The sequence below is a fragment of the Rathayibacter sp. AY1C7 genome, from assembly GCF_002931865.1.
Classification (GTDB): domain Bacteria; phylum Actinomycetota; class Actinomycetes; order Actinomycetales; family Microbacteriaceae; genus Rathayibacter.
Genome location: NZ_PSWB01000034.1, coordinates 21,453 through 35,366, shown reverse-complemented (window position 1 = coordinate 35,366; position 13,914 = coordinate 21,453). Strand labels below are relative to the sequence as shown.

The following is a 13,914-nucleotide window of genomic DNA, read 5'->3' as shown; positions in this document are numbered from 1 at the left end:
TAACCATGTCTGCTGTGTGCACTGCGGCGACCGCCGGCGAGACTTTTTTTTTTAATGATGCGCGCATCAACGAGATCTACAGGGAAGGAGTCGTCGGCAGCGTCGGAGGTGTATAAGCGACAGGCCGGGCTATGTGCTCCGTCCAGCGGCCGCCGCGATCCGGCGGTTCCCCCCGCCTCCGCCGTCAGCGGACGCGGACCGAGAGGCAGGTGACGCAGCCCTCGAGCTTCTCGAACTCCGAGACGTCCACGGTGAGGACGCGGTAGCCCAGGCTCCGCAGCAGCTCGGCGCTCCGGGGAGCGGAGGCGGCCATCAGGAGGGTGTCGTCGTCGAGGACGACCACGTGGGCGCCCGGCTCCTCGGGCATCGGCAGGAAGGAGGGGAACAGGCGCGGCTCGTCGACGACCGGCTCCCAGCCGATGACCGTGCCGTCGGGCAGCGCGGTCACGGCGCTCTTGAGGTGCAGCACCTTGGTCAGCGGGACCGCGACGACGTCGTACCCGCGGGGGCGGAGGATCGCGCGCAGCTGGGCTACCCCCGCCGCGTCGGTCCGGCCTCCGCGGCCGACGTAGACCGTCGATCCCACCTTGAGGACGTCGCCGCCGTCGAGCGTGCCCGGCTCCTCGATGCGGTCGACCGTCAGGCCGAGGGCGCGGACGGCCTCCTCGGCGCCCGCCGTCTCTCCGCGGCGGGACTCCGCTCCGGACCGGGCGATCACGGCGTGGTCGCCGAAGACGACGACCGCGTCCTCGAGGAAGACGGAGTCGGCGAGTCCGGGCGCCGGTGCGGCCTCGACCGTCTCCCAGCCGGCCCGCTCGAGCAGGTCGACGTACGCCTCCCACTGCTGCTGGGCGCGCTGCTGGTCGACGGGGACGCGCTCGAGGTGGGTGAGCTCGCCCGCCGAGAGGTCGGCGGCCGGGGCCCGGACGATCGCGATGCGGCGGTCGGTGACGACGGCGGCCGGAGCGCCCGTGGTGCGGAGGCGGTTCCAGAGCGCGCGGCCGACGCTCGCCGCCGAGACGGTGAACGCGAGCAGGAAGACGAGGTTGAGTCCGGCGAAGGTCTGGAAGATGGAGGCCCAGACGGCGCCCGTGACGGCCTCGCCGGTGGCGCTGGCCTGGACGAGCGTGCCGAACACGGCTCCGACCACACCCGCGACGAGTCCCGCGAGCGCGGCGCTCCAGGTGCGTCCGAGCATCCCCGCGACGGCGAGGACGAGGACGACCACGAAGCCGAGCACGCTCGAGAGCAGGAAGTAGGCGTTGACCTGCGGGATGGAGCCGGGCTGCAGCTGGTTGCCGATGAAGAAGGCCAGCAGGTTGGCGAGGTGCGCCACGAGCGCGGTCGCCGCGGCGGCGAGCAGCGCGACGAGGATCCGGCGGCCCGTCCCGGGCGCGCGGTCCCGGTTCGGGGCGGTGGTGGTCGCTGCGGTCGGGGTGTCGGGAGTGGACGCGGGCGTCGAGTCGGAAGGCACCCGGTGACCCTACGCGCCCCCGCCCGCGCCCCGCCTGTCGATCCCCTAGCAGCCCCCTAAGAGCCGCCCACCGCACCGCAGAGCGGTTTCAGCGGCGTCCCGTGCCCAGCGATTCCCGTGACCGGCGACGCACCCCGCTCTACGGAACGCACCCCGTCGCGAAGCCGACCGCGCCCCGCCGCGCGGGGAGCGGCGGGGAAGACGAACACGCCAAGGCAGAGCCGACTCAGCGGGAATCGCGTGCCAAGCGATTCCCGCGGTCGGCGACGCAACTCGCTCCACGGAACGCACCCCGTCGCTGAGCCGACCGCGCCCCGCCGCGCAGGGAGCGGCGGGGAAGACAAGCACGCCAAGGCAGAGCCGGTTCAGCGGGAATCGCGTGCCAAGCGATTCCCGCGACCGGCGACGCTCCCCGCTCTACGGAACGCACCCCGTCCCCGAGCCGACCGCGCCCCGCCGCGCAGGGAGCGGCGGGGAAGACAAGCACGCCGAGGCAGAGCCGACTCAGCGGAAATCGCGTGCCAAGCGATTCACGCGGTCGGCGACGCTACCCGCTCTACGGAACGCACCCCGTCGCGAAGCCGACCGCGCCCCGCCGCGCAGGGAGCGGCGGGGAGATCGAACACCACTTCTTCCACCGAGTGACGGGCGCTCCGCGCCCGTCACTCAGTGGAAGAAGTGCCGCTCCCCCGTCGTGTACATCGTGACGCCGGCGCGGGCGGCCGCGTCGATGACCTCGGCGTCGCGGACGGACCCGCCGGGCTGGACGACGGCCTTCACGCCGGCGGCGAGGAGCACCTCGAGGCCGTCGGCGAAGGGGAAGAACGCGTCGGAGGCGGCGACGGAGCCGGGGGCGCGGTCGCCGGCGCGGGTGACGGCGAGGTGGCAGGAGTCGACGCGGTTGACCTGGCCCATGCCGACGCCGACGGAGGCGCCGCCCTTGGCGAGGAGGATCGCGTTCGACTTGACGGCGCGGCAGGCCTTCCACGCGAACTCGAGGTCGAGCATCGTGTCGGCGTCGGCGGGCTCGCCGGCGACGAGCTGCCAGCCGGAGCTGACCTCGCCGGGGCCGCCGATGAAGCGGTCCGGCTCCTGCAGCAGCAGGCCGCCGGAGATCTGCTTGAACTCGCGCTCGACGGGGGCGTAGAAGTCGGGGAGCTGCAGCAGGCGCAGGTTCTTCTTGGTCTTCAGCACCTCGAGCGCCTCGGGCTCGAAGCCGGGGGCGACGAGCACCTCGGTGAAGATCTCCTTCACCGTCTCGGCCATGGCGAGGGTGACGGGCCGGTTCGCGGCGATGACGCCGCCGAAGGCCGACACCGGGTCGCACTCGTGGGCGCGGCGGTGGGCGGAGGCGATGGGGTCGATCGCCTTCGAGCTCGCGATCGCGATGCCGCACGGGTTCGCGTGCTTGATGATCGCGACGGCGGGCAGCACGAAGTCGTACGCCGCGCGGACGGCCGCGTCGGCGTCGACGTAGTTGTTGTAGGACATCTCCTTGCCGTGCAGCTGTGTCGCCTGCGCGATGCCGGTGCCGTCGGGAGAGACGTAGAGGGCCGCCTTCTGGTGCGAGTTCTCGCCGTAGCGGAGGACCTGCTGCAGGGTCCCGCGGATCTCGACCGAGCCCTCGACGCCCTCGGCCGCCTCCTGCCCGGCGAACCAGGCGGCGACGGCGGAGTCGTAGGAGGCCGTGTGCGCGAAGGCGCGGGCCGCCAGGGTGCGGCGCGCGGCGAGCGTCGTGCCGCCGTCGGCGAGGGCGGTCTCGATCCCGGAGTAGTCGACCGGGTCGACGACGATCGCGACGTTCGCGTGGTTCTTCGCGGAGGCGCGGACGAGGGCCGGGCCCCCGATGTCGATGTTCTCGACCACGGTCGCCGGGTCGGCGCCGCCGGCGACGGTCTCGCGGAACGGGTACAGGTTCACCACGACCAGCTCGAACGCGGCGATGTCGAGCTGCTCCAGCTGCTCGCGGTGCGAGGCGAGCCTCAGATCGGCGAGGATGCCCGCGTGCACGGCCGGGTGCAGCGTCTTCACGCGGCCGTCGAGCGACTCCGGGAACCCGGTGACGGCTGAGACGTCGGTAACGTCGTGGCCGGCGCGACGGAGGGTCGCTGCGGTCGAGCCGGTGGAGACGAGCTCGACGCCGGCCGCGGCGAGCGCCGTTCCGAGCTCGAGTAGGCCGGTCTTGTCGCTGACCGAGATCAGCGCCCGGCGGACGGGGACCCGGTCGCGGTCGTCGTAGCTGCTGGGATCGTGGGCGGTGATGCTCATGCGCGGGCGAGCTCCTCGAGGTCGACGGTTCCGTGGGCGATGTCGAGCACCGTCTGCACCAGCAGGCGACGCTCGATGGTCTTGATGCGCTCGTGCAGCGCGTCCTCGCTCTCGCCGGGGAGCACGGCGAGGCTCTCCTGGGCGATGACGGGGCCCGTGTCGACGCCGGTGTCGATCACGTGCACGGTGACGCCGGTCTCGGTCGCGCCGGCGGCGAGGGCGTCGCGGACGGCGTGGGCGCCGGGGAAGAGGGGCAGCAGGGCGGGATGGGTGTTGATCATCCGCGGGCTGAGCGCGTCCACCACCACGGGCGGCAGGATGCGCATGAAGCCCGCGCAGACGACGAGGTCGGGCTCCCACTCCTGGACGCGCCCGAGCAGGGCGGCGCCCCACTCGTCGCGGGAGGAGAAGTCGCGCGGCGCGACCGTGAAGGCGGGGACTCCGCGCTCCTCGGCGTGGCGGAAGCCCTCGGCGTCGGTGTCGCTGCCGACCGCGACGATGCGGGCGGGGAAGCCCACGTCGCCGGTGGCGTCCAGCAGGGCGCGGAGGTTCGATCCGCCGCCGGAGAGGAGCACGACCAACTTCAGCACTGCGCAAGTCTAGGGGGACGCCTCCGCCGGCGTCAGCCGCGTCGGCTGCGGCCCGCGGCGAGGCCCAGGCCCGCGGCCAGCGCGAGCTCGAGGGCGGCGACCGCCCCGACGACGAGCGGGTCCGGGCCCACCTGGGCGAGCCGCCCGGGCCCGGCGGCGCCCGCCGAGAACCAGGCGAGGAGCCCGAGCAGCAGGCCGCCGACCACGCCGATCCCGCCGGCCACGGCGGCGCCCCAGCGCAGCAGCGAGCGTCCGTCGAGCGCCTCGATCACGCCGCGCCGCAGCCGCCATCCCGCGGCGAACCCGGCGAGCAGCGACACGAGCAGTCCGAGGAATCCGAAGGCCGAGTCCCCTGCGGGCAGTGCGGCGAGGACCGGGATCGACGGGATCGGTCCGAGCAGCGTCCCGGCCGCGCTCACGGAGGAGCCGGTGCCGAGGGCGAAGCCCGGGCCGATCAGCCAGCTCGCCGCCCAGATCACCAGGTTCGGGAGGAACGCGAGCTGCCCGAGGGTGAGGGCCAGGCCGCCGAGCGCCTCGGCGCCGAGGCTCTCGTAGAGCGCGACGACCGAGGTGTAGTGCACGACCAGCAGCACGGCGACGAGCACCGCCGCGACTCCGACCACGCCGGCCGCGGCGAGCGCTCCCCCGCGCAGCGAGGCGAGGACGAGCCCGGGCCCCGGCGCGGGGACGCGGTCGAGCGCGGAGGCGGCCAGCTCGCCGAGGGGGTCGGCCTCGTCGCTGCGGGCGGAGTGGAGCGCTGCTCCGACGAGCACCCCCAGCGCGAAGACGAGCGGCGGCAGCAGCGTCCCCTGCAGGGGATCGACGGTGGCGGCCGGGTCCGCGGATCCGAGCGAGACCAGGAGCGCGATCGCCAGGTAGGTCGCGATCGCGACGAGGACGCCGATGGCCCGGAACGGCGACTCCTGGGCGCGGCGGCCGGTGCGCGCGCCGAGCAGCACGGTGAGGAGTGCGAAGGCCAGCGGAGCGATCGTCACCGGGAAGGCGTCCGCGCCTCCGGGCAGCGCGACGGCGAGGGCGGAGTCGGGGGCCAGCGCCGCCTGCAGGTCGGCCCCGTGGCCGAGCAGCCAGGCGTCGGCGGCGACCCGCCAGAACACGCCGAAGTCGACCGTCGTGTCGTACTGCACGGCCCAGAGGACGGTCAGCGGGACGAGCGGGATCGCGATCCCGATCAGCGCCGACAGCGCGGCGTCGAAGGCGGCGAGGAGGGCGACGGTGATCCGGTTCATGGGCCTGACGAGCCTAGCGGCGGCGCGCTCGGAGGCGGGTCAGGGGCGCGCCGCCCGGCCCTCTAGTGTCGGAGCCATGACGGGGACCTCGGACGCACGGACGGAGCGCGGCCTGGATCGCCTCGTGAACTTCTCCGACGCCGTCGTCGCCATCGCCATCACGTTCCTCGTCCTCCCCCTGGTCGACGTGGTCGAGGAGGGCCGCGCGGCCGATCTGGGGTCCCTCCTCACCGGGCACTACGGCACCCTCTCCGCCTTCTTCATCACGTTCGCCGTGATCGGGCGGCTCTGGGCGGTCCACCACTCCGTCTTCGAGGGCGTGGCCCGGTACTCGCCCGCGCTCGTCGTCGCGAACTTCGTCTGGCTGGCCGCGGTCGTCCTGCTCCCCTTCGCGGCGAACCTGATCTCGAACGTGCTCGACACCGACGGCAGCGTCATCGCGCTCTACATCGGCACGATGATCGCGGCGAGCGCGGCGACCCTCGCGATGCAGCTCATCGTGCGCCGCGATCCGGATCTCCTGGCCCCGGGGGCGGAGCCGCGGCGCTCCCTCTCGAGGTCGCTGATCGTGATCAGCGTCCTCCTCGCGGCCCTCGTGCTCGCCGTCGCGGTGCCGGCCGTCAACATGTTCGCGCTCCTGCTGCTCCTGCTCTCGGGTCCGATCGAGCGCCTGGTGCACCGCGGGCGCCCCGGGGGACGCGCGGCCCACCGCCGGACGGAGCGCGGGCTCGACCGGCTCGTCAACTTCTCGGACGCGACCGCCGCCATCGCCATCACCGTCCTCGTCCTGCCGCTGGTGCAGCTGGCTCCCGAGGTCGCCCGGGAGGGCGGCGGAGTCCCGGCGCTGCTCGCGGAGCACCTGGACTCGGTCCTCGCCTTCGCGCTCTCCTTCGCGGTCATCGCCGTCTTCTGGATCCCCCACCACCGCGTCTTCGAGATCGCCGGGGACTACGACGGCGCCCTGGTGTGGCTGGACCTGCTCTGGCTGGCCGCGCTGGCGTTCTTCCCGTTCTCGACGAGCGCGCTGGCGCTGTTCCCGGACTCCCGGGCGACGATCGGGCTCTACATCGGCACGATGGCCGCGATGAGCGGGGCGCTGGTCCTGATCGAGCTGCGCCTCTCCCGGCACCCGGAGCTCAGGCGGCCCGGCGCAGGGCCCCTGCCGCTCGCGCCCGCACTGCTGCCCTTCGCGCTGCTCCTCGTCGCACTGGCGCTGGCGATGCTGGTCCCGTCGGTCGGGCTCTGGTGGCTGCTCCTGCTCCTGCTGCAGCGGCCCGTCCGGGCACTGCTCGCGCGGCGCTGATCCTCAGGCGCCGGGAGTCCAGCCCAGCTGCGGGGCGATGCGCTCGGCGACGGCGCGCAGGATGCGCCGGTGCGACTCCACCCCGCCGACCGCCGGGAGCGTCACCGTGAGCGCGTCCGCCTCTGCGAGCGCCGGATCCGCGGCGAGCGATGCGACGATCCGCTCCGGGCTCCCGACGTGGAGGGGGCTGAAGCGCATCGGGGCGGCGACGATCGACCGGTCGGCCGTGCGGGGGCGGCCCTCGTCGTCCATCCGCGCGAGGTAGCCCTCGATGAAGGGGCGGTGCGCCTCCTCGTCGGCGGCGTCGAGCAGCGGCAGCACGATCCGGCCCGCCGTCACCCTCGACGTGCGCCCCGGGTGCGCTGCGGCGAAGGCCTCGCGGTAGGCGCGGATCTGCACCGCCTGCTGCTCGGCGAACGGCAGGCCCGTCTCCTCCGTGTTGAGCGTGGACACCTGCAGGTGCATGCCCTGCTCGCCTGCCCGGACCGCGGAGGACACCGTTCCCGCCCCGTACCAGAGCCGGTCGGCGAGGCCGGGCGCGTGCGGCTGCTGAACCAGCGGAGCGCCGACCGGGACCGACATCAGGGCCGACTCCGCGACGCCGAGCACGGCGCCCGAGAGCGCCTCGCGGAGTCGCGCGATGCGCTCCTGCGCCTCCTCGCGGAAGTCGCGCTCGGCCTGCCCGAACACCCCGTCGAAGACGGAGGCGAGATGCGCGAAGCCGCTGCTGACGCCGAGGTCGAGGCGTCCGCCCGAGAGCAGGTCCACGGTCGCGGCGTCCTCGGCGAGGCGCACGGGCGACTCGTAGCGGGCGCCGATGACCGCGGTCCCGAGGCGGAGGCGGCGGGTCCGCTGGGAGGCGGCCGCGAAGAAGGTCATCGGAGACGCGAGGTAGCGCTCGAAGTGCCGCACGCGGACCCAGCCGGTGCCGTAGCCGAGCTCCTCGGCGAGCTCGAGCAGGGCCAGCCCGTCCTCGAGGCTCCGCGCGGCGTCGCCGGGCTGCTCGGGGCCCTCCGGGTACGGCACGAAGGTCAGCAGGTCGAGTCCGAGGCGGCGTGTCACGCTGCGACGCTACTCCGGCCGGACCCGCCCCGACGACGGAACGGACGGCGCCGCCCGCCGGAGCAGGGGCACCGTCCGTTCCTACGGTGGTGCGGGGAGGACGGGCGCTAGAGCGCCGCGTAGACCTCGCGGAGCAGGGCGGCCGTCTCGGACGGCGTCTTGCCGACCTTCACGCCCGCGGCCTCGAGGGCCTCCTTCTTGGCCTGCGCGGTCCCGGCCGAGCCGGAGACGATGGCGCCGGCGTGGCCCATCGTCTTGCCCTCGGGGGCGGTGAAGCCCGCGACGTAGCCGACGACGGGCTTCGTGACGTTCGCCTTGATGAAGTCCGCGGCGCGCTCCTCGGCGTCGCCGCCGATCTCGCCGATCATCACGATCGCCTTCGTCTCGGGGTCGGCCTCGAACGCGGCGAGCGCGTCGATGTGCGTCGTGCCGATGATCGGGTCGCCGCCGATGCCGATGGCGGTCGAGAAGCCGAGGTCGCGCAGCTCGTACATCATCTGGTAGGTCAGGGTGCCCGACTTCGAGACGAGGCCGATCGGGCCCTTGCCGGTGATCGTCGCGGGGGTGATGCCCACGAGCGACTCGCCCGGCGTGATGATGCCGGGGCAGTTCGGGCCGATGATGCGGGTCTTGTTCCCCTTCTCCTGCGCGTACGCCCAGAACTCCGCGGAGTCCTGCACCGGGATGCCCTCGGTGATGACGACGAGGAGGCCGATCTCGGCGTCGATCGCCTCGATGACGGCGTCCTTCGAGAAGGCGGGCGGCACGAACGCGATGGAGACGTCGGCGCCGGTGGCCTCCATCGCCTCCTTCACGGTGCCGAAGACGGGGAGCTCGACGTCGCCGTGGGTGACGGTCGTGCCGGCCTTGCGGGCGTTGACGCCGCCGACCACGTTCGTGCCGGCCTTGAGCATCAGCGCGGTGTGCTTGGTGCCCTCGCCGCCGGTGATGCCCTGGACGATGACCTTGGAGTCCTTGGTGAGGAAGATCGACATGCTTGTTCTCTGATTCCTTGAGTCGTCGGGTCCGTTACGCGGCGGCGAGTTCGGCGGCCTTGTCGGCGCCCTCGTCCATGGTCGCGGCGAGCGTGATGAGCGGGTTGGCGGCGGCCTGGAGGATCGCGCGGCCCTCCTCGACCTTGTTGCCGTCGAGGCGGACGACGAGCGGCTTCGTGGCCGAGTCGCCGAGGATCTCGAGCGCCTGGAGGATGCCGTTGGCGACCGCGTCGCACGCGGTGATGCCGCCGAAGACGTTGACGAAGACGCTCTTGACCTGCTCGTCGCCGAGGATCACGTCGAGGCCGTTCGCCATCACCTGGGCGGAGGCTCCGCCGCCGATGTCGAGGAAGTTGGCCGGCTTCACGCCGTTGTGCCTCTCTCCGGCGTAGGCGACGACGTCGAGGGTCGACATGACCAGGCCCGCGCCGTTGCCGATGATGCCGACCTCGCCGTCGAGCTTCACGTAGTTGAGGTCGTTCTCCTTGGCCTTCGCCTCGAGCGGGTCGGCGGCGTCCTTGTCCTCGAGCGCGGCGTGGTCCGCGTGGCGGAAGCCGGCGTTCTCGTCGAGCGAGACCTTGCCGTCGAGCGCGACGATGTCGCCCTCCTCGGTGAGCACGAGCGGGTTCACCTCGACGAGCGTGGCGTCCTCGCCGGTGTAGACGTCGTAGAGCTTCACCAGGACGGGCGCGACCTTGGCGATCAGCTCCTCCGGGAACTTCGCCGCGCGGGCGATCTCCTCGGCCTTGGCCTGGTCGATGCCCTGGCCGGGGACGACCTCGACGCGCGCGAGGGCGTCGGGGCGCTCGACGGCGAGCTGCTCGATCTCCATGCCGCCCTCGTAGGAGGTGAGCGAGAGGTAGGAGCGGTTGGCCCGGTCCAGCAGCACCGAGAAGTAGAACTCGCGGTCGATGCGCGCACCGCCGGCGACCATGACGCGCTTGACGACGTGGCCCTTGATGTCGAGGCCGAGGATCGACTGCGCCGCGGCGAACGCGTCCTCGGGGGTCTTCGCGACCTTCACGCCGCCCGCCTTGCCGCGGCCGCCGATCTTGACCTGCGCCTTGACGACGGTGACGCCGCCCAGCTTCTCCGCCGCGGCGCGCACCTCCTCCGGCGTGTCGGCGACGATGCCCGGGAGCACGGGGACGCCGTACTTCTCGAACAGATCACGGGCCTGGTATTCGAAGAGATCCACGCTGCATTCCCATTCCGCGCCGAGCGCGCTTGCGTTTCGAGTTCGAGGTGGCCCGGACGACGCCGGAGTCTCGGCACTGTCCCTGGGCCGCGCCGAGTCTACTCCGCACCCGCCGCGGGCTTCCCGTGCGGTCGCTCCGCTCCCGCCGGACGCCCGCCGGGGGTACCGGCTCCTCCTCCGCCCGCCGCTCCCGCGTAGCGTGGAGCCATGTCGTCGGCCTCCCGCATCCCGGACGTCTTCCGCGAGGGCGTGTTCCTGCTGGCGGGCGCGCGCGCGATCCTCCTCCAGATCGCGCACCCGGCGGTCGGGCAGGGCGTCGCCGACCACTCCGACTTCGTGCACCGGGCCGTGAACCGCCTGCACGGGACGCTCGCCTACCTCTACGTCCTGCACTACGGCACTCCCGAGGACGTGCGCGCCGTTCGCCGCCGCGTGAACAGGGCGCACGTGCCCGTGCGCGGCCCCGGCTACACGGCCTTCGACCCGGAGTTGCAGCGCTGGGTCGCAGCGACGCTCACCCAGTCGATGCTGCAGCTCTACGAGGGCGCCTTCGGTGCGCTGAGCGAGGAGGAGGCGGACGACATCGTGCGCCGCTCCGTCGTCGTCGGCGCGGCCCTGCAGATGCCCGCGGACCTCTGGCCCGACTCCCGCACCGCGTTCGACGCCTACTGGGAGCGGGAGCTGGAGCGCCTCGAGGTCACGCCCGCGGCCCGCCGGGTCGCCCACGACCTGCTGGGCCCGAGCATCGCCGCCTGGTACCTGCGCCCGCTCGGCCCCTACCTCCGCCTGATCACCGCCGGTCTGCTCCCGGCGGCGCTCCGCGAGCCCTTCGGCTTCCACTGGACCGCACGGCAGGAGGCGCGGTTCGAGCGGGCGCTCTCGCGCACCTTCGCCGTCTACCGCCTGCTTCCCGCGATCGTGAGGACGGCGCCCAGCCGCTACTACCTCGCCCGGGTCCGACGCGACAATCAGAAGCCGGCCACGACCTCCCAGCCCGCGTAGGCGGCGAGCTCCAGCCCGAGCGCCTGCGCGGCCGCACGCGCCTCGTCGATCCCGCGCTCGTCGCGCACGTCGACGGTGACCGGCACGCTGTCGCCGAACCCCGCGATCTCGACCCGCGCGCTCGTCGGACCGCTGTAGAGCGGGACGTGCGCGTCCGCGGTCCGCGCGCCGACCACTCGCGAGCCGGTCGCCTCTGCGATCACCGCGAGGGCGAACGGAGCCGTCACCACCGCGTCCGTGTAGAGCGTCGCCTCGCCGCGCATCGCGCCTCCCGTCGTCCGACCCGCGGGACCGGGCCGCAGCAGTCCGACTGTAGGCAGCCGCCCGCGCCTCCCGCACCCCCTTCCGCTCGGCGCCGGGATGCGCACTCCCCGCCCGTCCGTGCTGAACATCCGGTGCGGATCGCTCGACGCGGCCGCCCGGCGGATCTACGGTGAAGCACCCGGCATCCGCCGCGGCGGTCAACGACGACTGGAGCCTTGATGAGCATCACCGAACCCCGCACGGCCGAGGCCCCCGCCGCTCCCCCGCCCGCCGCCGGCTTCGGCACTCTCTCCGTCGCGGCCATCCTGGCGGAGGCGGCGCGGCGCACCCCCGACACGATCGCCGTCCGCGTCGGCGAGCAGGCCGTCGACTACGCGACCCTCTGGCGGCAGACCCGTGCCTACGCCGGAGCCCTGCGCGCCCAGGGGATCGGACCGGGCGACCGCGTGGCCCTGCTGGTCCCGAACGTCCCCGACTTCCCCCGCGGCTACTTCGCCGTCCTCGCGCTCGGCGCCGTGGTGGTCCCGGTGCACGCCCTGCTCAAGCACGACGAGATCGCCTATGTTCTGCGCGACTCCGGAGCCGTCGCGCTCGTGTGCGCCGCTCCGCTGCTCGCCGAGGGGGCCGCCGGAGCGGACCTCGCCGGCGTCCCTGTGCTGAGCGTGATGGTGCCCGACGGCACCGGCTCGCCCCTCCCGCGCCTGGAGGACCTCGCCGCGGAGGCGACCCCGATCGACGGCTACGTGCCCCGCTCCCCCTCCGACACGGCGACGATCCTCTACACCAGCGGCACCACCGGCCGCCCGAAGGGGGCGGAGGGGACGCACTTCGCGATCGTCTCGCAGTCGGACGTGCTGCTGATGAACACGTTCGACCTGCACCGCGGCGACGTGGTGCTCGGGGCGCTGCCGCTCTTCCACACCTTCGGGCAGGTCTGCGCGATGAACACGGCCTTCCGCACCGCCGCGACGGTCGTCCTGGTGCCGAAGTTCGACGGCGACGCCGCGCTCGAGGCGATGATCGCCCACGGCTGCACGGTCTTCGAGGGCGTGCCCACGATGTACGTCGCCCTGCTCGACGCCGCGACCCGGCGCGAGGACCGGCCGCCGCTGCGCTACGCGGTCTCGGGAGGCGCCGCGCTGCCCGTCGCCGTGATCGAGCGCTTCCGCGAGGTGTTCGGCGTCGAGATCTACGAGGGCTACGGGCTCACCGAGACCTCCCCGGTCGCCACCTTCAACCACGTCGGGGTCCCGCCGCGGCCGGGCACGGTCGGCACGCCGATCTGGGGCGTCGAGGTCGAGGTCGCCCGCCCCGACGTGACCGACCGCGTCGAGCTGCTCCCCCGGGGCGAGCTCGGCGAGATCGTGGTGCGCGGGCACAACCTGATGAAGGGGTACCTCGGCAATCCGGCGGCGACCTCGGAGGCGGTGATCGACGGCTGGTTCCGCACCGGCGACCTGGGCACGAAGGACGAGGAGGACTACGTCCGCATCCTCGACCGCACGAAGGACATGATCATCCGCAACGGCTACAACGTGTACCCGCGCGAGGTCGAGGAGGTGCTGATCGGGCACCCGGCCGTGCAGAACGCAGCGGTCTTCGGGATCCCGGACGAGCGCCACGGCCAGGAGGTGATGGCCGCGGTGATCCTCGCCCCGTCGGCGACCGCCACCGCGGAGGAGCTGATCGCCTACGCGAACGAGCACCTCGCCGCCTTCAAGTTCCCCCGCCGCGTCGAGTTCGTCGACGCCCTCCCGCTCGGGCCCAGCGGCAAGATCCTCAAGCGGGAGCTCGTCGCGCGCTACGCCGGCTGACCCCTTCCGCGAGATGCCGCTCGGGTGAGCCCGCCACGGCGTGCCTCCCACTCGAGTGGAATCTCGCGGAAGGCGACCAGAGGGCACACGGGAAGGGACGGACGTCAGCCGAGCAGTGACCAGACGGTCCCGGCGAGGACGGTGCCGACGGCGGCGCCCGCGAGGACCTGGGCGGGGGTGTGCGCACCGAGGCGCACCCTCGACCAGAGCACCCAGAGGACGATGGGCACGCTGATCAGCAGGGAGAGCGGTCCGTAGGCGATCAGCACGACGACGGCGCAGGTGGCGACCACCGCCGCGTGCCCGGACAGCTTCCAGACCAGGTTGACCACGCCGACGGCGAGCACCACGGCCACCGTCACCACGCCGAACGTGGTCACCGCGGCAGGAGCGCCGAGCGCGGCGAGCAGCACCAGTCCGGCCGCGATCGACACCAGCGCCAGCGCGATCGGCAGCGCCCGCTCGCGCCGGTCGGGCACGTGATGGTCGCCGTGGATCCGGCCGGTGCGCATCAGCAGGCGGATGACGAGGTAGGGCACCACCCCGACGAAGAGAGCTGCGAGCGCTCCCCAGGCGACACCGAGCAGGGGCGGATCCGCGACGCGCGCGCCGACCACGACCGGCACGAGCACCGCGAGGACCGCCGGGGAGAACACCTCCGTCGCGAGCCGCGCGGCGGCCGATCCGGCCGCCACCG

12 protein-coding genes are annotated in these 13,914 nt (G+C 73.3%); 3 read left to right on the top strand and 9 right to left on the bottom strand.

Annotated elements, in window-relative coordinates; all coding sequences use genetic code 11:
• Positions 1–184: 184 nt before the first annotated feature.
• From ddaH to C5C69_RS15155, 4 genes are all read right to left on the bottom strand, one after another.
• Complete coding sequence (ddaH, locus tag C5C69_RS17420) at positions 185–1,474, bottom strand: dimethylargininase (protein WP_104258244.1); 1,290 nt, start codon at positions 1,472–1,474, stop codon at positions 185–187.
• A gap of 666 nt (positions 1,475–2,140) precedes the next feature.
• On the bottom strand, positions 2,141–3,742 hold the full coding sequence (gene purH / locus C5C69_RS15165; RefSeq protein WP_104258243.1) for a bifunctional phosphoribosylaminoimidazolecarboxamide formyltransferase/IMP cyclohydrolase: 1,602 nt from the start codon (positions 3,740–3,742) through the stop codon (positions 2,141–2,143).
• Positions 3,739–4,332, bottom strand: coding sequence for a phosphoribosylglycinamide formyltransferase (gene purN, locus C5C69_RS15160; RefSeq protein WP_104258242.1), 594 nt, complete (start codon positions 4,330–4,332; stop codon positions 3,739–3,741). Before purN ends, purH begins: the two co-directional genes overlap by 4 nt.
• A 32-nt stretch (positions 4,333–4,364) precedes the next feature.
• A complete protein-coding gene (locus tag C5C69_RS15155; protein WP_104258241.1) occupies positions 4,365–5,579 on the bottom strand; it encodes a DUF6350 family protein in 1,215 nt (404 codons plus the stop codon).
• A gap of 76 nt (positions 5,580–5,655) precedes the next feature.
• Between C5C69_RS15155 and C5C69_RS15150 the strand changes: the two genes are divergently transcribed.
• Positions 5,656–6,882 (top strand): TMEM175 family protein, encoded by a 1,227-nt coding sequence (locus tag C5C69_RS15150; protein WP_181127072.1) that lies wholly within the window; start codon positions 5,656–5,658, stop codon positions 6,880–6,882.
• Between the two features lie 3 nt (positions 6,883–6,885).
• Here C5C69_RS15150 and C5C69_RS15145 read toward each other — a convergent pair whose 3' ends face one another.
• The 3 genes from C5C69_RS15145 to sucC all read right to left on the bottom strand — a co-directional run bounded on the left by C5C69_RS15145 (position 6,886) and on the right by sucC (position 10,137).
• Positions 6,886–7,944, bottom strand: a complete 1,059-nt coding sequence (locus tag C5C69_RS15145) for an LLM class flavin-dependent oxidoreductase (protein ID WP_104258239.1) — start codon at positions 7,942–7,944, stop codon at positions 6,886–6,888.
• Positions 7,945–8,051: 107 nt separating this feature from the next.
• Complete coding sequence (gene sucD, locus C5C69_RS15140; protein ID WP_104224929.1) at positions 8,052–8,939, bottom strand: succinate--CoA ligase subunit alpha; 888 nt, start codon at positions 8,937–8,939, stop codon at positions 8,052–8,054.
• Positions 8,940–8,973: 34 nt separating this feature from the next.
• The gene (sucC, locus tag C5C69_RS15135; RefSeq protein WP_104224928.1) at positions 8,974–10,137 is read right to left on the bottom strand and encodes an ADP-forming succinate--CoA ligase subunit beta; all 1,164 of its coding nucleotides are present in this window, start codon (positions 10,135–10,137) and stop codon (positions 8,974–8,976) included.
• Positions 10,138–10,344: 207 nt separating this feature from the next.
• Between sucC and C5C69_RS15130 the strand changes: the two genes are divergently transcribed.
• Complete coding sequence (locus C5C69_RS15130; RefSeq protein WP_104258238.1) at positions 10,345–11,139, top strand: oxygenase MpaB family protein; 795 nt, start codon at positions 10,345–10,347, stop codon at positions 11,137–11,139.
• Here the strand turns inward: C5C69_RS15130 and C5C69_RS15125 are convergent.
• On the bottom strand, positions 11,106–11,402 hold the full coding sequence (locus C5C69_RS15125) for a hypothetical protein (protein WP_104224926.1): 297 nt from the start codon (positions 11,400–11,402) through the stop codon (positions 11,106–11,108). The two genes, C5C69_RS15130 and C5C69_RS15125, sit on opposite strands and share 34 nt — an antisense overlap.
• A gap of 219 nt (positions 11,403–11,621) precedes the next feature.
• Between C5C69_RS15125 and C5C69_RS15120 the strand changes: the two genes are divergently transcribed.
• Positions 11,622–13,217 carry a long-chain fatty acid--CoA ligase gene (locus tag C5C69_RS15120; RefSeq protein ID WP_104258237.1) on the top strand — a complete coding sequence of 532 codons (1,596 nt, stop codon included), beginning with the start codon at positions 11,622–11,624 and terminating at the stop codon, positions 13,215–13,217.
• A gap of 104 nt (positions 13,218–13,321) precedes the next feature.
• Here the strand turns inward: C5C69_RS15120 and C5C69_RS15115 are convergent, their stop codons facing one another.
• Positions 13,322–13,912 (bottom strand): phosphatase PAP2 family protein, encoded by a 591-nt coding sequence (locus C5C69_RS15115; RefSeq protein ID WP_104258236.1) that lies wholly within the window; start codon positions 13,910–13,912, stop codon positions 13,322–13,324.
• Between the last annotated feature and the right edge of the window lie 2 nt (positions 13,913–13,914).